Annotated in this window: 16 protein-coding genes and 2 tRNA genes; 6 read left to right on the top strand and 12 right to left on the bottom strand. The window is 61.1% G+C overall.

Annotated elements, in window-relative coordinates; all coding sequences use genetic code 11:
* Positions 1-18 precede the first annotated feature (18 nt).
* The 11 genes from siaD to B9N93_RS07880 form a co-directional block, all read right to left on the bottom strand.
* Positions 19-810: a biofilm regulation diguanylate cyclase SiaD gene (gene siaD, locus B9N93_RS07930; RefSeq protein WP_085212491.1), complete on the bottom strand. Its 792-nt coding sequence runs from the start codon at positions 808-810 to the stop codon at positions 19-21.
* Position 811: 1 nt separating this feature from the next.
* Positions 812-1204 carry a biofilm regulation phosphoprotein SiaC gene (gene siaC / locus B9N93_RS07925; protein WP_085212490.1) on the bottom strand — a complete coding sequence of 131 codons (393 nt, stop codon included), beginning with the start codon at positions 1202-1204 and terminating at the stop codon, positions 812-814.
* A 14-nt stretch (positions 1205-1218) separates the two neighbouring features.
* Complete coding sequence (siaB, locus tag B9N93_RS07920) at positions 1219-1758, bottom strand: biofilm regulation protein kinase SiaB (RefSeq protein WP_085212489.1); 540 nt, start codon at positions 1756-1758, stop codon at positions 1219-1221.
* Positions 1759-1780: 22 nt separating this feature from the next.
* Complete coding sequence (locus B9N93_RS07915) at positions 1781-3592, bottom strand: SpoIIE family protein phosphatase (RefSeq protein WP_176225189.1); 1812 nt, start codon at positions 3590-3592, stop codon at positions 1781-1783.
* A 316-nt stretch (positions 3593-3908) separates the two neighbouring features.
* Positions 3909-4532 carry a PEP-CTERM sorting domain-containing protein gene (locus tag B9N93_RS07910; RefSeq protein ID WP_085212485.1) on the bottom strand — a complete coding sequence of 208 codons (624 nt, stop codon included), beginning with the start codon at positions 4530-4532 and terminating at the stop codon, positions 3909-3911.
* A 598-nt stretch (positions 4533-5130) separates the two neighbouring features.
* Positions 5131-5568: a VanZ family protein gene (locus B9N93_RS07905; RefSeq protein WP_085212483.1), complete on the bottom strand. Its 438-nt coding sequence runs from the start codon at positions 5566-5568 to the stop codon at positions 5131-5133.
* 64 nt (positions 5569-5632) lie between these two features.
* Positions 5633-5708 (bottom strand) — tRNA-Glu (locus B9N93_RS07900).
* Positions 5709-5726: 18 nt separating this feature from the next.
* Positions 5727-5802: transfer RNA gene (locus tag B9N93_RS07895), tRNA-Ala, on the bottom strand.
* A gap of 46 nt (positions 5803-5848) precedes the next feature.
* Positions 5849-7255 carry a glutamate--tRNA ligase gene (gene gltX, locus B9N93_RS07890; protein WP_085212481.1) on the bottom strand — a complete coding sequence of 469 codons (1407 nt, stop codon included), beginning with the start codon at positions 7253-7255 and terminating at the stop codon, positions 5849-5851.
* Between the two features lie 117 nt (positions 7256-7372).
* Entirely contained in the window at positions 7373-8983 is a 1611-nt protein-coding gene (locus tag B9N93_RS07885; RefSeq protein WP_085212479.1) for an inorganic phosphate transporter, read from the bottom strand.
* 105 nt (positions 8984-9088) lie between these two features.
* Positions 9089-10579, bottom strand: coding sequence for an AAA family ATPase (locus B9N93_RS07880; protein ID WP_085212477.1), 1491 nt, complete (start codon positions 10577-10579; stop codon positions 9089-9091).
* Positions 10580-10710: 131 nt separating this feature from the next.
* Here B9N93_RS07880 and B9N93_RS07875 point away from each other — a divergent pair, with 131 nt between their 5' ends.
* From B9N93_RS07875 to B9N93_RS07865, 3 genes are all read left to right on the top strand, one after another.
* Positions 10711-12171, top strand: a complete 1461-nt coding sequence (locus B9N93_RS07875) for an aldehyde dehydrogenase family protein (protein WP_085212475.1) — start codon at positions 10711-10713, stop codon at positions 12169-12171.
* 80 nt (positions 12172-12251) lie between these two features.
* Positions 12252-13547, top strand: coding sequence for an AAA family ATPase (locus B9N93_RS07870; RefSeq protein WP_085212473.1), 1296 nt, complete (start codon positions 12252-12254; stop codon positions 13545-13547).
* A gap of 3 nt (positions 13548-13550) precedes the next feature.
* Positions 13551-14297: an HNH endonuclease family protein gene (locus tag B9N93_RS07865; RefSeq protein WP_085212471.1), complete on the top strand. Its 747-nt coding sequence runs from the start codon at positions 13551-13553 to the stop codon at positions 14295-14297.
* A gap of 19 nt (positions 14298-14316) precedes the next feature.
* Here B9N93_RS07865 and B9N93_RS07860 read toward each other — a convergent pair whose 3' ends face one another.
* A complete protein-coding gene (locus B9N93_RS07860) occupies positions 14317-14781 on the bottom strand; it encodes a hypothetical protein (protein WP_085212470.1) in 465 nt (154 codons plus the stop codon).
* A 152-nt stretch (positions 14782-14933) separates the two neighbouring features.
* Between B9N93_RS07860 and B9N93_RS07855 the strand changes: the two genes are divergently transcribed.
* From B9N93_RS07855 to B9N93_RS07845, 3 genes are all read left to right on the top strand, one after another.
* Entirely contained in the window at positions 14934-15866 is a 933-nt protein-coding gene (locus B9N93_RS07855; RefSeq protein ID WP_085212468.1) for a hypothetical protein, read from the top strand.
* A gap of 262 nt (positions 15867-16128) precedes the next feature.
* Positions 16129-16638 carry a hypothetical protein gene (locus tag B9N93_RS07850; protein ID WP_085212466.1) on the top strand — a complete coding sequence of 170 codons (510 nt, stop codon included), beginning with the start codon at positions 16129-16131 and terminating at the stop codon, positions 16636-16638.
* 162 nt (positions 16639-16800) lie between these two features.
* Positions 16801-18453 carry an NHL repeat-containing protein gene (locus B9N93_RS07845; RefSeq protein ID WP_085212465.1) on the top strand — a complete coding sequence of 551 codons (1653 nt, stop codon included), beginning with the start codon at positions 16801-16803 and terminating at the stop codon, positions 18451-18453.
* Positions 18454-18470 lie beyond the last annotated feature (17 nt).

Raw genomic sequence — 18470 nt, 5'->3', positions numbered from 1 at the left:
CGGCAGCATAAAACCGGGCTACGCGCCGTCCCCGGCGACGTAACAGCGGTCCCGCCCGGCGCGTTTGGCTTCCAGCAAGGCCGCGTCGGCCCGCAGCAAGGTCTCGTGATAGCCCTCGCCATCGCGCCGCCGGGCCAGGCCGATGCTGACCGTGATCGGCAATTCGACCCCGTCCACCGCCACCCGCAAGCGGCGTACCCCTGCCAACAAGCGCTCCGCCACGCCCGCGGCCACCGCGGCGTCGATTCCCGGCAGCAAGGCCAGGAATTCCTCGCCGCCCCAGCGCCCGCACATATCCCCTTCCCGCAACCCCTCTTTCAAGGTCCGCGCCAGCGCCACCAACACCCGGTCACCGGTTTCATGGCCGTGATCGTCGTTGACGCGCTTGAAGCGGTCGGCGTCGATCACCGCCAAGGCATAATCCCCGCCCCGCCCATCCTCCTGCTTCATGCACTCGGTCAATAGCCGCCGGTTGGGCAAGCCGGTCAGGGCGTCGTGGGTGGACGCCTCCTTCAGCGCGTTGTTGAGGTCTTGCAGCATGCCCTGGTAGCGGTCGGAAATGCGGGTGATCTTCTCGATTTGGCGCAACTGCCGGTGGTAGCGTTCCGCCATCGAACGGGCCTGTTCCTGGGCGACGTTCTGGTAGCGGTCGGAGATATGGGTAACGCGCTCCAGCCGGACGAGTTGCTCGCGGGTGTGCTGCCAGAGCAAAGCCAAGGCCTCCCGCAAAGGATGCCCCTGGTATTGCTCGTCCGCCAACAAGGCTTCGACCAGTTGCTCGAAGGAATCATCCTGGCGGCGCGGGGACATCTCACTCACCCAAGGGGAGGATTTGGAACGGGAAGGTATAATCCTCCTTAAAATCCCCCGCCAATTCCGCCACCCTTTCGTTGCGGCGGTCGTAAAACCAGCGCAAATCCACCGTTTGGCCCCGCCCGTGGGCCGCCTCCAAAACATCGAGAATATCGATCATGGCGCGGATGCTGCTGGTATTGAGATAGACCAGGGATAACTCCACCCGCAAAGCGCGGCTCCCGTCGGATAGGAAGTTTTCCACCCAACCGATCACCCGGTCGAAAATCTCGAAGGTATTTTCGGGATAAGAATCCCCGCGCAGGATCAAAACCCCGGCCTCCCAATCGCCCCGGATTTCGGGTGTGGACTGGGTACCGTCGATGGATAAGTCTCTGGATTGGTCGTTCATGGCCGTGTGCCGGTTTAAATAGTTGCGCGGAGGCTGAAAAAGGCCCGGCCCGAACCCAGCTCGTCGAGGCTGGCCTCCAGGGGTTCGCTGGCTTTGCGGGCGATTTCGATCAGGCCGAGCCCGGCCCCGGTGGCGCCCGGTTCGCGGGGCTTGCGGAGCCGCTCTTTGTAGGCGGCCTTGAGCTGGACCTTATCGAGGGTGGCGAGGGTTTCGACCCGGGCCTTCAAGGCCGCGCCGTCGGCCACTTCCACCAGGTTACCCGCCGACACCGTGTAATGCCCCCGCTCGTCGTTGGCGATCACCACCGTGGCCGTGGCCTCGGCTTCGCCATAGCCATGGCTGATGGCGTAATGGCGGATATTCTGGCTCATCTCGATATAGACGCTGAACACATCCATCACCGCCGCGGCCCGGACCTCGGCGGATTGGAGATAATTGCGCAGGGCGTTGCCGATTTCCTCGATCAAGCTCCGGGAAATCGGGCCGTTGAAGCAGATCAGGATATTCTCGCCGTTGAAGCGTTCCCGCAAGGAATATAGGCTGGGGGTTTTCATGGTTCGCACCGGGGTGGGTGGCTCATACGGTGAGCCGGAAGGATAACAAGGTGATATCGTCGCGCTGGGCCAGTTCCCCGCGGTAACGCGAGAGTACTTCATTGAACGCGGCCCCTTGCTCGGCCAAAGGCAGGCGGGCATGTTCGCGCAGCATCGCGGCGAAGCGGCCACCGCCGAAGCCGAAGCCATGCTCCCCGCCGGCCTGGTCGAGGAAACCGTCCGTGGTCAGGTAATAGGTGCGGTCTTCCCGCCAATCCAGGTCGTGGTCGCGGTAGGTGCCGGGGCGGCGGTCGGCCAGGGCCCGCCGTTCGCCCGCGACCTCGCCCACCGCCGCGCCATCGCTCCAATACAGGCCGATCTTGGCCCCGGCGAAGCGCAGGGTCCGCGCCGTCCGGTCCAGGTGGACCAACCCGACATCCATGCTGGTCGCCACCGTCCGCGTGAGATGGGCGTCGGCCAACATGGCCCGCATCACCTCGTCGGTCTTGGCGAGGACGGCGGCGGGCGATGCGATACCGGTCTGATAGATGGCGCGGTCGATGCCGGCGCGGGCCAGCATGGTCATCATCGCCCCCGGCACACCATGCCCGGCGCAATCGCCGATGCCGATCAAACAGCGGCCATCGTCGCCGTGGAATACATAGAAGTCACCACCCACCCGGTCCCTGGGCTGCCACAACACGCAATGGTCCTCGGCGAAAACCCGCAGCAATTGGCGCTCGGGCAGGATGGTGCGCTGCAACAAGCGGGCGTAGTCGATGGAGTCGTCGATCTGCTTATGGGCGGCGGCCATACCCCGGTTGGCGGCGTCGGCGGCCTTGAGCGCCTCGGACATCCTATCCAGCGCCGCGTTGAACGCCGCCGTCAAGCGCCCGACCTCGTCGCCCGAATAGACGGTCAAGCGCCCGTCCCAATGGCCGTCGGCGATGCGGTGGGCCTCCTCCGCCAGCGAGGTCAGGGGGTTGACAATATAGCGGCGGATGATCTGGTAGGAGGCGATGGCGGACATCCCCATCAGGATGACCAACAAGAGGGTGAGGTCCAGCCATTGCTCCTGGAGTTGGGTGTCCAGCCGGACCTGGCGCCGGGTGCGGGCGTCCAACAGGTCGTAGGCCGCGCCGATGGAGCGCATGATCCCGGCCTTGGCCGCGTGGTAGGCCGTATCGTACAGCAAGCGCTGGGCCAGGGCCGGGTCGGGCTTGCCCCGCACCAATCCGCCTCGCGCGTCCGCGAACACGCCCTTGACAGCGTTGAGGGCGGTGGCCTCGACCTTGAGCAATTCGCCCATATCGGCCTCGGCTTGGGTGAATTGGGCGATTTCCTGGGGGGAAAACCCAAGCCGCTCCATGCGCCGGGTCCAGGGTACCTGGGTCGCCGGGGTATCGACCCGGAAACCGGGGTCCGCCACCGTGCTATCCCAATCCAGGACCGCATAACCTTGGGGACGGGGCTGTCCGCCATCGCGGATGGCCAGGGTCTCCCAATAGCGCCGCTCCCATACCGGATCGCCGGTCACCGCGTAGGTCCGGGCGAGGCGGCTCAAAGTGTCCGAGTTTTGCCGGAGCTCGTCGGCCAGGAGATAGGACTGGTAACGCAATAGATGGGTCTGGTTCAGCTTCTGGGCGGCGTTCAGCAACAGCATCGAGCTGGCGACCAGGGCCACCAGGACCATGCCGTTGAAGAAGGCGAGCAGCGCGAAACTGCGCTGTATCGACAAGGTCCGCCCCGCCTGCTGCTCCGAGAGGCTGAGCGTCCTGAATTTACCGGGGGAAATATTCACGCTGCGGGGATGGTACTGCCAGGGCTTGGCGAAGATATTACAGAATCCACCCACCCCGTATAAGCCCTCCGGTCCGGGAACGATCCATGTTCCAAAGGTAAATCGAGGAACCGCGCCGCGGCAACCCGTTGCAATCCGGTCTGGGGATCGCGGCGCAACCGCCATGGCCCCACCCAGCCCCGTAGGCGAGGATAGACTGGAGAAGACCGCCCCGCAGGCCACGCCCCGGTCCGTGGCTGGGCACGACCGTCTCGATGCCGGCAAAAACGCCGGTTTTCAGCCGTAAAAAAACCCAGACAAGCCGGGCTTATCTGGGCCATCGCGATGGCCGGATAAAGCAACATGAGCGGCTCTATCCGGCACCATCGAGTTAGGCACTTACGGGTGTAGAGCGGCGAACGCGGGTGGCCATACCAGCGAGACCCGCGCCCAATAAAAGCAAGGTGGCGGGTTCGGGCACGACGCTCAAAACCGCATTACCCGAAGTGGCAGACCCCACTTTGATTAAAGCCCAGTTTATGCTGGCACTGGTATCTTCACAGGTATTACCCCCGGTGTTGCAACCGCCCGCCTGGGTGCCCGTCAGCGTACCGGCATGATAAATACCAGAAACAATTACATTTAAAAATGTAGCAGTCTGCGTCACTATCTGATAAGCGGAGGGCGTGAACGTACCAAATCCGCTGGGTCCGGATATGGCGAAACTACCCAAGGTTGCGGTTCCGGCGTTAACTTGGAGGATATATGGATTAGGGGTTAGGGAAGTAACGGTGGGGCTGATAGGGGCAAGGTCTCCTGTAGGAGGAATAAGACTATTAACCACCAGGGGGGAGAAAGTCACATTTCCAGGATTGGATAAATCAGTTCCTGAAATGGTGAACGCTGTCCCGCCCAAAGATGCGCTCCCATTGATGAAAGCGAGCCCCGCATGAGAGGCATCGGCAAAAGCGAGGGCGCTTATTGCCATCAATGAGCCAGCAAAGATTTTTTTCATAGCTGCTTTTCCTAAAAATTTTACTGAGATTTGGTCTCCTAGCACACTAAGGTGCGGAGAGCTTTAAGCATCAACTTCCGGCTGTAAAAGAACGGGCTGGTGAGTAGGCGCAACGGCCACCAAGACCACATGCAACGTTTGCTCCAACCCGAAGTTTCCAGGATATATAAGGGTCAAATCACCGATAAACTTGCCGTTCGCCCCGTTCCGCTTATACGTTTGGCATCGTGCCCTACCTGTATTGTAAAATTTCGCATAATTTGAGATTTGGGAGATACGGCACAGAAATATGGTACCAGCATAAGATAAAGCGTCGCCAGAGAAACGTAGACAGAAACCAAGATCACTTATGGTCATTAAAGCAGGCCAACCGCGCCAGAAACCATCGAGCGCTTGGGCCAAATCCGGCCATGAGGCGCAAGCCGCGCTACGAAAGACATTTGACTTGTGACATAAATATTGAACATAGTGATTAGCAATTCGCTGATACCGCGCCTGCGGACCTTATTACCAACCCGCCATATCACCTTCGCCACTGATGACCGTACCTTTTTCGTAACACCCCGTGTCTTAGCATCCCTAAGAAGCGCCATCCTCCTTATCGCCGGAACCGGGGTGGTAGTATTTTGCTAAGAATGTGGTCGAGGCCGCGTAAGCTCTTGCCCAAGGGGGTGCCCGCGAGCCACAGACCCGCACCGACCCCCGCCGTATTGGCCACCATATCGGCTGGATCGAAGGTTCGGAACCCGCCCAAACCTTGGAGACATTCGAGCGTGATTCCGAGGACCAGCAGGAACACCGGCCAGCGCCCACGCCCCGCGAACACCTGCCGGAACCAAAACATGAGGCTGGCATAGGCGAGCAGATGCTGGGCTTTGTCCCAGCCCAGGAGGGCGGGAGGCTGGGGCGGATGGGGTATCAAGCTGAGCCAGGCAACGGCGAGGACCATGCCCCAGGCCATCGCTTGCCATAGGCGGGTATAATTCAAGCCAGCGCCATGGCCGCTCGACTGGGACGGGGGCGGGTCGGTTTGCATCGGGTTCGTTCATTCCATCGAACAACAGGCATAAAAAAACCCGGTCAAACCGGGTTTTTTTATATGGCGTCCCCAGGGGGATTCGAACCCCCGTCGCCGCCGTGAAAGGGCGGTGTCCTAGGCCTCTAGACGATGGGGACTTGGACTCGGGTCACATTTGGTGGAGCCAGGGAGGATCGAACTCCCGACCTCTACAATGCCATTGTAGCGCTCTCCCAGCTGAGCTATGGCCCCACTGCGCTGTGAGTCCGAGAATAATATAGTAACCCGGACTGCTTGTCTAGCTTTTTTTCGCGATAAATTCCAAGGCGCGGTCGATCCGCGCCAAGGTCTGGTTTTGACCCAGCAATTCCAAGGTGGTGTCGATAGGCGGCGAAACCGCCGTGCCGGACACCGCCACCCGCAAAGGCTGGGCGACATTGCCCATTTTCACGCCCAAGGCTTCCGCCGTCGCCGCCACGGCCTCATGGAGGGCGGTCTTGCCCCAAGGCGTCAGTCCGGCCAGATTCTCCCGCAGGGCTTCGAGCGCCGCGGCGGCGGCAGGCGTCAGGTTCTTGTGGGCGGCCTTGTCATCGTATTGCTCGAACTCGCGGTAGAAAAACTCGCTGGCCTTCGCCATTTCCACCAAGGTCTTGCAGCGCTCTCGCTGGGCTTTGACGATTTCCACCGGGTCCGGTCCCGCGCTGGGATCGATGCCGAGTTGCCCCAGATGCCAGGACAGATGACGGGCCACATGCGCCGGGTCGCCGTGCATCAAATAATGATGGTTCAACCACAGCAGCTTGTCCGGGTTGAAGGTCGAGGCCGAATGATTGATCGCGTCGATATCGAAGAGTTGGATCATCTCGTCGATGGAGAAAATCTCCTGGTCGCCATGGGACCAGCCCAGCCGCACCAGATAATTCAGCACCGCTTCCGGCAAATAGCCGTCGTCGCGGTACTGCATGACGCTGACCGCGCCATGACGCTTGGAGAGCCGCGCCCCGTCCGCGCCCAGGATCATCGGCACATGGGCATAATGCGGGATGCTCGCGCCCAGGGCCGCCAGGATATTCATCTGCCGCGGCGTGTTGTTCAGGTGGTCGTCGCCACGGATGACGTGGGTGATGTTCATATCGTGGTCGTCCACCACCACGGTGAAATTATAGGTGGGCGAGCCATCGGAACGGGCGATGATGAGATCGTCCAATTCGCCGTTCTTGACCACCACCCGGCCCCGCACCCAATCCTCGATCACCACCTCGCCCTCGTCCGGGTTGCGGAAACGCACCACCGGGGGCACGCCCTCGCGGGGTTCGGCGCGGTGGCGGCAACGGCCATCGTAGCGGGGCTTTTCCTTGTTCTCCATTTGCTCGGCCCGCATCGCGTCCAGCTCTTCCTTGGTGCAATAGCAATGGTAAGCCTTGCCCTGGTCCAGCAATTGTTGGATCACCGCCTTATAGCGGTCGAAGCGGTGGGTTTGGTAGAACGGACCCTCGTCGTATTCCAAGCCCAGCCAGGTCATGCCTTCCAAAATGGCGTTCACCGACTCGGCGGTGGAGCGTTCGAGGTCGGTGTCCTCGATACGGAGGACGAAGGTGCCGCCGTGCTTACGGGCATAGAGCCAGGAAAACAGCGCGGTGCGGGCGCCACCGATGTGGAGGTAGCCGGTGGGGCTGGGGGCGAAACGGGTGCGTATCGTGGTCATCGTAAATGCCTAAGTGCTTGAAACAAATCGGCGTCCACCAGGAACGCCGATGGTTGGAATCAAGCGGCATGATACCACTCGGGCGGGGGCTGTTTGATGGTGGGTTCCGGCACCCGCCTATAACCACTGCGCGAACATCCAATACAGGCAGGCCGACAGCGTGATCGCCGCCGGCAGGGTCAGCACCCAGGCCAGCATCAGATTGCGGAGGGTGGCGAATTGCAGGCCGGAACCGCTCACCGCCATGGTGCCGGCCACCCCCGAGGACAACACATGGGTGGTGGATACCGGCAGGCCGAAAGCATCGGCCTCGCCGATAGTCAACATCGCCACCACTTCCGCCACCGCCCCCTGGCCATAGGTCAGGTGGCTCTTGCCGATCTTCTCCCCCACCGTGACCACGATGCGCTTCCAGCCCACCAGCGTCCCCAAGCCCAGCGCGATGGCCACCGCCACTTTCACCCAGGTCGGGATGAATTTGGTGGCCGCGTCGATGGATTGTTTGAACGCCTGTAAGTTCTCCCCGGCATCGGCCCCCAGCGCCGCCGAACCGGATTTTTCCAACAAGCGGATGGTTTCCGAAACCAGATACATGTCGTTGCGGACATTGGTCACCGCCGCCGTCGGCATCTGGTCGAGATGGCCGTGCCGCTTCACTTGGATACCGATGTCCCCGGCCAGGGCCGCCAGGGCCGGCAAGGTTTCCGGCACCGGGTTATGGGTACGCACGTAATCGGCCAGCGCGGCACGCGGATCGGCGGGTGCCGGACCGGGTGCCGCATCCGCCACGGCCCGCTGGGTGGCCTGCGCCAGGGCGACGAACTGGGTCATCTGGTCGGGCGGCATGGCGTGGTTCAGGGCATAGGCGGTCGGCACCGTGCCCACCAGGATCAACATGATGAGGCCCATGCCCTTCTGGCCATCATTGGAACCATGGGCGAAGGAAACCCCGGTACAGGTCAGGATCAACAAGCTGCGCACCCACCAGGGCGGCGGCTGCCGGTCCTGGGGTTGTTGGTAGAGTTCGGGGTGCTTCACCAACGCCCGCAAGGCCAGCAACAACAGCGCGGCGCAGCAAAAGCCGATGATCGGCGACAACAGCAGGGAATAACCCACCTTGGCGACCTGCGACCAATCCACGCCGCCGGTACCGGCGCGCCCGTGCATCAGCGCATTGGCGACCCCGACGCCGACGATGGAACCGACCATGGTATGCGAGGACGAGGCGGGCAGGCCCAACCACCAGGTGCCGAGATTCCAAATAATGGCGGCGATGAGCAAGGCGAACACCATCGCGAAACCGGCGTTGGAACCGACTTGTAGGATCAGCTCCACCGGCAACAGCGCGATGATGCCGAAAGCCACCGTGCCGCTGGATACCAGAACGCCGAGGAAGTTGAAGGTGCCCGACCACAACACGGCGACCAGCGGCGGCAGGGAATGGGTATAGATCACCGTGGCCACGGCGTTGGCGGTGTCGTGGAAACCGTTGACGAACTCGAAACCCAGGGCGATGAACAGGGCGACCCCCAGCAGCAGGAAGGGTAGCCAAGCCAGGGTACCGACGCTGGGCGCGGTCACATCGTGGAAAAGGTTGTAGCCGGTGAACAGCAGGCCACCGACCAGCAGCCCGAGGAAGACCCAACCGGTGGCCGGGCGCGCCCGTTGGTCGAGGTCGGGACGGCCCGTGGCCGTGGCGGCGGCTATGGAGGAGCTATCGCTATTCATCGTCTTGATCTTGATCTTGATTTTGATTTTGAAAACAAATGGTCCGTTCGCTGACTCACAAGCAGAGTTGGGGAACCAGCGCACGGGTCGCCCTACCCTGCGAGACTAACCTTCCACCCTGGACGCAGGCGTGGCCCGCGTCTTCGACCACTGCCGCAAAGCCTTGATCTGCTCCTCCATGGTCCGCGACAAGGGCACCATGCGCCCGGTGACATGGGTGATATCCTTCTCGGCCAATTCCCGACCCTCGCTCTGGGCGCGGATGCGCGAGGATTTCACCGCCTGCTCGATCTCGGCCCCGCTCCAATCCTTGGTCAAAGCCGACAGGAAATTCATGTTCAAAGCTTCGGGATCGACCCCGTAATTCCTGAGATGGATACCCCAAATCGCCCGCCGCTCCTCGTCGCTGGGCAAATCCAGGAAGAATAGCTCGTCGAAACGGCCTTTACGGATGATTTCCGCCGGGAGTTTCTGGATACGGTTGGCGGTGGCGACCACGAACACGCTGGGCGGCTTTTCCTGCATCCAGGTCAGGAAGCTGGAAAAGATGCTGTTATTGCCGCCGCTGCTGCCCGACATTTCGTCATAGCCGAAGCTGTTCTCCATCTCGTCGATCCACAGCACGATGGGCGAGATATTCTGGGCCACCTTCACCGCGTGGTCGAAGGCATACTCGGGCGAACCATAGGCACCCGACATCACCAAATTCATATCCAGGCGCACCAGCGGCAGGTTCCAAGCGCTGGCGATCACCTTGGCCGCCATACTCTTGCCGCAACCGCTGACGCCCATGAACAGGATACCGGCGGGCAAAGGCGCTCCCGCATCGAAGGCTTGCTTGTTGAATAAGGATTTCCGGCTCAAAACCCATTCCTTGAGAATATCCAAGCCGCCGACCTTCTCCACCGGGATGATTTTCGGCACGAATTGCAAACAGCCCTCTTTGAGCAAGGAGAGGGTTTTTTCCTCGTAGATTTCCGGCAGGGCACCCTCGATATCGAAACGCTTTTCGCGGATCAGGCGCAATAACAAATGCCGCACCTCGTTCAAGGTCATGCCCTTCATGGCGTTGGCGGCACGGAAAAACCAATCCTCGGAGAAACTCCCCTTCAACTCCAGTTTGGTATCCACCGCCTTGAGATATTCCAGGATTTCGGCTTCGCCAGGACTGCCCAAATCCACCATGAACACCTGGTCCTTCAAGCCTTCCGGCAATTTCAACTCGGGATAGGAAATGAAGACGGCGCGGTTCTTATCACCCAGCTCGGTATAAAGATCGCGCAGGCCGCGCAAGACCAAGGGCTGGCTATCGAACAGGGCGGGCAAATCCTTGAGCAGGAAAAACCCGTCCTGTTCGGCGTTGAGGATGGCGTTCAAGGCTTGCAAGGGATCGTTATGGGCCAGTTCCTTTTTCCCCAGGTTGCGGAAACCCCGCGAGGCCGACCAGGACACCACCGGACGGTTATCCTGGTAGTGCATCCGGGAAACATGGCCGAGGACGCTTTCCAGCCGCTCCTCTTCCCGGCACAACACATAGAACAAGGGATAGCGGGACGCGAGGCCTTTTTTGATGCGGGCGATCAATTCGTCGTTCATGGCGATTTCCGAATGATTTGGGACGCTATATGCTCTCAGATTCGAGGGCGGCGATTGTAAAAAAATCGCGGCCCGGACAGAGCGGGAGACCCTAACCCGCCGCTTACAACCCCAGCCCTAGCGAGCAAGCCATGAGCAATCCAAGCCCCGTAGCTATCCGCCAAACCCAACTCTTGATCGATGGCGTCTGGCAAGACGCCGCCAGCGGCAAGACTTTCGAGACCCTGAACCCCGCCACCGGCGCGGTCATCGCCCGCGTGGCCGAAGGTGACAAGGAAGACGTGGACCGCGCCGTCGCAGCCGCCCGCCGCGCCTTCGAACAAGGCCCATGGCGCAAGATGGACGCCCGCGAACGCGGACGCCTCATGTACCGCCTGGCCGATCTGATGGAACAACACATCGACGAACTGGCCGCGCTGGAAACCCTCGACAACGGCAAGCCCATCCGTGACAGCCGCAATGCCGACCTGCCCCTGGCCATCGATTGCCTGCGCTATTACGCCGGTTGGGCCGACAAGTTGGAAGGCAAGACCATCCCCATCCGCGGCAACCACTTCACCTATACCCGGCACGAGCCGGTGGGCGTGGTCGGACAGATTATCCCTTGGAATTTCCCGCTGTTGATGCTGGCCTGGAAATGGGGTCCGGCGCTGGCGGCGGGTTGCACCATCGTGATGAAAACCGCCGAGCAGACGCCGCTGTCGGCGCTGCGGATGGGCGAATTAGCCATGGAAGCGGGCTTCCCGCCGGGGGTCATCAACCTGATTTCCGGCTTCGGGCCGACGGCGGGCGCGGCCATCGCCGAACACATGGACATCGACAAGGTGGCGTTCACCGGCTCGACCGAGGTCGGCAAGATCATCATGCAGGCCGCCGCCCGCTCCAACCTCAAGCGCGTCACCCTGGAACTCGGTGGCAAAAGCCCGAACATCGTGTTCGCCGACAGCGACCTGGACGCCGCCGTCGAGGGCGCGTTCTTCGGGCTGTTCTTCAACCAGGGGCAATGCTGCTGCGCCGGTTCGCGGCTGTTCGTGGAACAGAAGGTCTACGACGAATTCGTGGAGCGGGTCGCCACCCGCACCGCCCGGCAAATCGTGGGCGACCCCTTCGATCCCAACACCACCCAAGGCCCGCAGGTCAGCCAGGAGCAATTCGACAAGATCATGGGTTACATCCAAACGGGCCGCGAGCAAGGCGCGAAGTTGGTGCGCGGCGGCGGGCGGGTTGGCGAGCGCGGTTATTTCATCGAACCGACAGTGTTCGCCGATGTGGACGACGGCATGACCATCGCCCAGGAAGAAATCTTCGGGCCGGTGCTGTCGGTGATTCCGTTCAAGGATGTGGACGAGGTCATCGCCCGTGGCAATTGCAGCTTGTACGGCCTCGCCGCCGCCATGTGGACGCGGGATATCGGCAAGGCCCACCGCCTCGCCGCCGAGTTGAAGGCCGGGACGGTGTGGGTGAATTGCTATGACGTGTTCGACGCCGCCGCGCCGTTCGGCGGGTTCAAGATGTCGGGGATCGGGCGGGAATTGGGCAGCTATGCCTTGGAGAATTATATCGAGGTCAAGACGGTGACGGTGGCTTTATAAAATCTTGGATTTCCCGCCATTCCACACACCAGTAATGGCGGGAAAACCCACCACGCTAACCCTTATCCACCCAGGCGATTATGTATATCAGCCGGATCACCTTAAAGAACATCCGTGGCTTCACGGAATTGGATTTCGACCTTACCCGAGATGGCGGACGCTATGCTGGCTGGACCGTATTCACTGGGGATAATGGTTCCGGGAAAAGCACGCTGCTCAAAGCCATCGCCATTGGCCTGACCGGGAAGGATACCGCTAGGGCTTTGCAACCTAGTTTTCGCCGCTGGATACGTGAAGGCACGACCAACGAAGCTTTTATCAAAATCGAGATTGTCCGCTGCCCGGACGACGACGCAATATCCGATCCTGGCAGAAATCCTCCTATAAAATTCCCTGCCAAAATCTTATTGGAAAATGGGGAAAAAGAACCATTGTTGCAAACCGCTATTCCTGAAAGGAAAGCTAAAAATTATTCCGCTCCTCAACGCAGCATATGGTCATTGGATGCCAAAGGCTGGTTCTCCTGCGGTTATGGTCCTTTCCGCCGGGTATTCGGTGCTTCGCCAGACGCGACAAGGCAAATGGTCGCGCCGATGACAGAACGTTTTGTCACCATGTTCCAAGAAGCTGCCTCTTTGGCCGAAGTCGATTTATGGCTCAGAAATCTAAATCATAAAGCGCTGGAAAACAAAGCGGAAGAAAAAGCGCAATTGGAATTATTGCTGCAACTGCTCAACGATGATTTGATGCCCAACCAAATCAGCGCGGATCGGGTCGATTCAGATGGGTTATGGCTTAAGGATAGAAACGGGGTAAGATTGGCCTGGAGCGAAATGAGCGATGGTTATCGTGCCGCCTTGGCCTTGCTAGCCGATATAGTTCGGCATTTAATCAACAAATATGGCAGCGATGGTTTATTCGATACAATCGACGGCAAGGTGATCATCAAGCGCAGCGGCGTGGTTTTAATAGACGAAATCGACGCCCATCTGCACCCGGAATGGCAGCGGGAAATCGGCTTTTGGCTGACCCGGCATTTTCCGAACATCCAATTCCTCGTCACCAGCCATAGCCCGTTGATCTGCCAAGCGGCGGACCCCAATGGGCTCTTCGTTCTGCCGGAACCGGGCAGCGACGAACGGCCACGCGCCTTAACCCCCGAAGAATATCAAAAAGTGGTTATATCCAGGCCCGATACGATTCTACTTAGTCCGGCATTCAATCTAAAAAATACCCGCTCGCCCCGTGTGGTCGAAAACCGGGCTGAGTATTCCAAGTTGCAAGCCAAAAAGCGTGGCGGCGGAAGCTTCACCAAGGAAGAAGAAAGCCGGTTCAAGCAACTCGAAATATTCGCCAAGAATCCCGAGGAACTATAAACCATGCGGCGTGTGAAACGCCTGCCTTTAGGCAAAAAGGCCGTGGCGTATTTGGGCCGGTGCCAAAAAAATACCAACCGTAAAGCCGAAGCTGGGGTATTGGATATTGAAAAGGAATGGAAAAGCGCCCGGAAAACCCAAACCATGCAAGCGGTGCTAAAAACCCTTCAAAAAATGATGGGCTCCCGCGAACGCTGCATGTATTGCTTGGATTCGCACGGCTCGGATATCGAGCATTTCAGGCCCAAAGCCCTCCACCATAAACGGATGTTCCGCTGGCGGAACCTGTTGTTATGTTGCACCGAGTGCGGGCGACTGAAAGGCAATCGTTTCCCCACCGATGGAAAACGTCCGCTCTTGATCGACCCCACCAAGGAAGAACCTTGGGAACACCTAGATTTCATCCCTGAAACTGGCCATATCAAGGCGCGGTTCGATCCTCGGATCAATGCCTGGTCGCCAAAAGGCGAGAAAACCGTGGAAACCCTACATTTGGATCGGCGGGAAGCGCTCGAGGCTGGATATTTGAAGACGCTGCGCAGGCTTTCGCGCATTATCGATAATTTCCTGGAAAACCCATCGTTTTCCGCCAGCCACCTGCTCGAATCCTTATCCGCCGACGATGAGCATGGCCTACTAGGCTGGATATTTATAGGAACCGGACAGCATCATCCCCCTTTCAAGGATTTGCGTGAACAACACCCACTCATCTGGGAAAAATGCATGGCGGATTTTTCGATAAATCGATAAAAGCCTGGAGGGTTTGATCCTACGCTTCCCGCCGCGCCCGCTCAAAATTATCCGGCGCTATCGCCCGCAAATAATCCCGCGCCATCTCCGGCGTCAGGAATTCGAGCATCACCCGGTTTTCCAGCCAGAACTCGACCACCCGGAATTCCGCCGTCCGGGCACAGACCACCGCCCGCCAGCCTTCCCGATGGGCGATCTCCAACAGCGCCACCTCGTCCAAGGCCACCGAAAGGGCGGCATGGGTCGCGGTGAAATCGGAAGGGCCGGGATTGTCGATGCCATGGACCGGATCGGACCCCGTGCCGGGAGCCAGTTCCAAACCCAACGGGTAGACCTCTATCGCCGTGCCGTGCCCGTCGTCGGCGACCACGATGCGGCTGCCCGGAAACGGGCTGAAATCGAACACCTGGCCGCCGATGACTTCGGCCAACACTCCGGCGACCCGCCCAGGATCGCGGGCGGCCAGGGAAAAATGATGGATCATACTTGCCTCCTGAGATTGGCGCTGATGAAAGATAAAGCGGCTTGCGCCGGCCATCCTACTACGCTTCCTTGCCGGATTTGGGAAATCGGTCCCGAACGACGTTGCGCAGGCCACCTAAACTCCGCGGCTTTCCCGTCCCTCGGAGAACCGCCATGTCCCGTCCATCCCCATTCGTCCTTATCGCCGTTTTGATCACGTCCGGCCCCGCGACCGCCGCGCCCAGCCTGAACGGCTGCCCGATGCTCCCCGCCAACAACATCTGGAACACCCGCATCGACAAGCTGCCGGTCCATCCCCTGTCCAAGCAATACATCGACACCCTGGGCCGGACCACCGGACTCCACATGGACTTCGGCTCGGGCAACTGGGACGGCGGTCCCATCGGCATCCCCTACAACGTGGTGCGGGCGACCCAAGCGCCCGTAGCCATCGGCTTCCAATACAGCGGTCAAAGCGACCCCGGCCCCTACCCCATTCCGAACAAACCCAAGCTCGAATATCCCAGCGACCACCATATGCTGATCCTGGACCGCGATAGCTGCCTGCTCTACGAAACCTGGAACACCAAGAAAACCAACGCCGGGGCCTGGCGGGCGGGTTCGGGGGCGATCTTCAACCTGGGTGGCAACCCACTCCGCCCGGACGGCTGGACCTCCGCCGACGCGGCGGGCCTGCCCATCCTGCCAGGGTTGGCGCGTTATGACGAGGTGGCGAAAGGCGCGATCAAACACGCCCTGCGCTTCACCGCCCATATCACCCGCGGCCATGTCTGGCCCGCCCGCCACCAGACCAGCGCCCCGGACGATCCCAGCCTCCCACCGATGGGACTCAGGTTCCGGCTCAAGCGCGGCTACGATATCAGCAGCTATCCGTCGCAAGCGCAGGTACTCCTGACCGCGATGAAACGCTATGGCCTGATCCTGGCCGACAACGGCTCGGATTGGTATGTGACCGGCGTGCCGGACCCGCGCTGGGACAACGACCTCCTGCATCTCCTGGGCGGCGTCAAAGGCGATGCCTTCGAGGCGGTGGACAGCTCCGGGCTGATGATCGACCCCAATTCCGGCGAGGCGCGGCAACCCTAGGCCCATATAGCGGGGTCGACCGCGGTAAACTGCCGACCCCTACTCTAATCGGAAACGCACCCATGAGCGCGAACCCTTCCCCCAGGACGCGGCCTATCACCATTAAGCCAAGATTCAGGAGGACGCGGATAGCTTGGGACATTGTTTCGCCGATAGGATGGCAGGCGACGCGGGCGTTCCCCGCCCACCGGACACCCACAGGTCGAACCCGACCGCGAACCACCGCCCTTCCAAGCACATCCATCCGCCAGGAGCCACGCCTATGAATCCCAAGCCTGCCCTGATCGCCACCCTGCTATCCATCACGCCCGCCGTCCAAGCCAACCCGGTCTACCGCTGCCAGGAAGCAGGCAAACCCGTTTATTTCACCGACGAACCCGGCCTCTATTGCGAAGAAATGGACCTCAAGGTCGTCCAGCCCGACCCGGCGGAAGTCGCCCGCCTGCAAACGCGGAAGCTCGAACAAGAGGAACAGGAGCACCAGGCACAAGAACGGGAAGACCGGGAGCGCCTGATCCGCGCCCAGGAAGAAGCGGCCCGCGCCGCCGAAATCCAGGCCGAGGCCCAGCGCCGCATGGCCGAGCAGCAACAATGGCAGAATCAACCACAAACCGTCCCGCCGGTCTATTATCCGGGCGGTTTCTGGCCGGGCTATGGCTATCCGGTGCGCCCGCTGCCGCCGGTCCAACCGAATCCGCCCGGCCAGGGGGAACCCGCGCCCGGCTATCCGTATGGGACGGACCGGGGCACGCTGGGCGGTCAAAAGCGCTGACGCACCAGCCTCCGTCCTGGATACCGGCGGGGTTGTCGCCTTGAGCCGGGTTGATCCGGCGATAGTCCCCATCTACCCTTAACCCCATCGGACGATCCAGCGACATCATCCGGTTTCCCAGCCGCGCCAAACGGTCCCATCCCACTCCCGCCATTTACAACCATGAACCAAAAACAACATCCCGCTTCCAAAACCCATGTCCATACCACCGCCCTCGGCTTGGCCCTGGCCTCCACGCTGGCGGCGGCGGCTCCCGGCGACCTGGACCCTGGCTTCGGCACGGACGGTAAAGTATTGACCTCGTTCAGCCCCGCGTCGGTGGACGCCGCCGATGTCGCGGTGCAAGCCGACGGCAAAATCGTACAAGCGGGTGCCCTGCAAGACTCGGCGACCTATAACACCGACGCCCTACTGGTGCGCTACAACACCGATGGCAGCTTGGACACGGGCTTCGGCACCGGCGGCAAGGCCACGGTCGATTACGGCGAGGTCTACGACGGGGCCAGGGCCGTGAAAATCCTGGCGGACGGCAAAATCCTGGCCGCAGGCAGCGCCACCAGCGCCAACAACACCAGCCGCATGGTGGTGTCCCGCCACAACCCGGACGGCTCGCTGGACACGGCTTTCGGCACCAACGGCTTGGCCGCAGCCCCGTTGGGAACGGACGCTTTCGCCGAAGGCGCCGGCCTCGTGGTGCAAAGCGATGGCAAGATCATCGTAGTCGGCACCTTGAAAGCCGCCGACGATGGCGATTTCGCGCTGGCCCGCTTCCTGCCCGATGGCAGCCCGGACACCAGCTTCGGCGATGGCGGCACGGTTTCCGTCGATTTCGGGGGGGTGCAACAGAACGGCCTCGGGGTGGCCTTGCAAAGCGGCGGCAAGATCGTGGTCGCGGGCTTCCAAAAAACCTCCGCCAACGGCGAAGCCATCGCCATCGCCCGCTTCAACACCGATGGCTCGGTGGATGGCGGTTTCGGCCAGAATGGCTGGGTGATAGGCGATTTCGGCGACCAATACATCCACGCCTATGGCGTCACAGTGCAAGCGGACGACGCCATCGTGGTGGCCGGCAACCGTGGCCAATCCCTGGTGCAACCCTACACCGAAACCTGCGCGGTCGTCCGCTATGGCAAGGATGGGGCGCTGGACACCGGCTTCGGCAGCGGCGGGATATTCAACGGCGGTGACGGTGCTTGCCATGATGTGGCCGTGACGGCCTCCGGGCAATTACTGGTCGGTGGCACCAGCAACCCAAGCGATTTCGCAGTCTACCGGCTCGACGCCCAAGGCGTGCTGGACACCGGCTTCGGCCAAGGCGGCAAGGCCGTGATCGGCTTCGGCGACGCGATGGCCCTGGGCCGGGGTTTGGCCCTGACCGGGGATGGCAAGGCCGTGATCTCGGGAGGCGTCTATGGCAGCACGAACGACCTGGGCCTGGCCCGGCTGGATGCGGGCGCATCGCCAACGCCCACCCCTACCCCAACGCCCACACCGACCCCAACACCCACCCCCACGGGTAGCCCATCGCTGAACTTGGACGCCCCCGGCACTTGGCGGCAAGGCGAGAAACAAACCCTCTCCTGGACCACCCAGCAGATCGATGGCAAACGTAGCGTCACCGTCAAGTTCTCCAAGAACGGCGGGGCGCGGTTCAAGCGCCTCAAAACCATCCCCAACAAGAAGGGCCAACTGGCCTGGAAACCCGTCAAGGCCCAGGTGACGAACCAGGGCGTGCTGAAAGTCTGCGCGAAGCCCACGAAGCAAGCGGCGGCGGTGTGCGATTCGGCGAATATCGTGGTGCTGCCGAAACAATAACGCCCGCGCCCGGCTCC

This window comes from Methylomagnum ishizawai (genome assembly GCF_900155475.1).
Taxonomy (GTDB): Bacteria; Pseudomonadota; Gammaproteobacteria; order Methylococcales; family Methylococcaceae; genus Methylomagnum; species Methylomagnum ishizawai_A.
Note: the sequence above shows the minus strand (reverse complement) of the source record. Positions and strands in the feature narration are given on the sequence as shown.

Coding starts and splice junctions, on each gene's coding strand:
- B9N93_RS07875 (WP_085212475.1), top strand. CDS start 10,711: ATGAGCAATCCAAGCCCCGTAGCTATCCGCCAAACCCAACTCTTGATC.
- B9N93_RS07860 (WP_085212470.1), bottom strand. CDS start 14,781: ATGATCCATCATTTTTCCCTGGCCGCCCGCGATCCTGGGCGGGTCGCC.
- siaC (WP_085212490.1), bottom strand. CDS start 1,204: ATGAACGACCAATCCAGAGACTTATCCATCGACGGTACCCAGTCCACA.
- B9N93_RS07845 (WP_085212465.1), top strand. CDS start 16,801: ATGAACCAAAAACAACATCCCGCTTCCAAAACCCATGTCCATACCACC.
- B9N93_RS07880 (WP_085212477.1), bottom strand. CDS start 10,579: ATGAACGACGAATTGATCGCCCGCATCAAAAAAGGCCTCGCGTCCCGC.
- B9N93_RS07865 (WP_085212471.1), top strand. CDS start 13,551: ATGCGGCGTGTGAAACGCCTGCCTTTAGGCAAAAAGGCCGTGGCGTAT.
- B9N93_RS07885 (WP_085212479.1), bottom strand. CDS start 8,983: ATGAATAGCGATAGCTCCTCCATAGCCGCCGCCACGGCCACGGGCCGT.
- B9N93_RS07870 (WP_085212473.1), top strand. CDS start 12,252: ATGTATATCAGCCGGATCACCTTAAAGAACATCCGTGGCTTCACGGAA.
- siaD (WP_085212491.1), bottom strand. CDS start 810: ATGTCCCCGCGCCGCCAGGATGATTCCTTCGAGCAACTGGTCGAAGCC.
- B9N93_RS07910 (WP_085212485.1), bottom strand. CDS start 4,532: ATGAAAAAAATCTTTGCTGGCTCATTGATGGCAATAAGCGCCCTCGCT.
- B9N93_RS07855 (WP_085212468.1), top strand. CDS start 14,934: ATGTCCCGTCCATCCCCATTCGTCCTTATCGCCGTTTTGATCACGTCC.
- B9N93_RS07905 (WP_085212483.1), bottom strand. CDS start 5,568: ATGCAAACCGACCCGCCCCCGTCCCAGTCGAGCGGCCATGGCGCTGGC.
- siaB (WP_085212489.1), bottom strand. CDS start 1,758: ATGAAAACCCCCAGCCTATATTCCTTGCGGGAACGCTTCAACGGCGAG.
- B9N93_RS07850 (WP_085212466.1), top strand. CDS start 16,129: ATGAATCCCAAGCCTGCCCTGATCGCCACCCTGCTATCCATCACGCCC.
- gltX (WP_085212481.1), bottom strand. CDS start 7,255: ATGACCACGATACGCACCCGTTTCGCCCCCAGCCCCACCGGCTACCTC.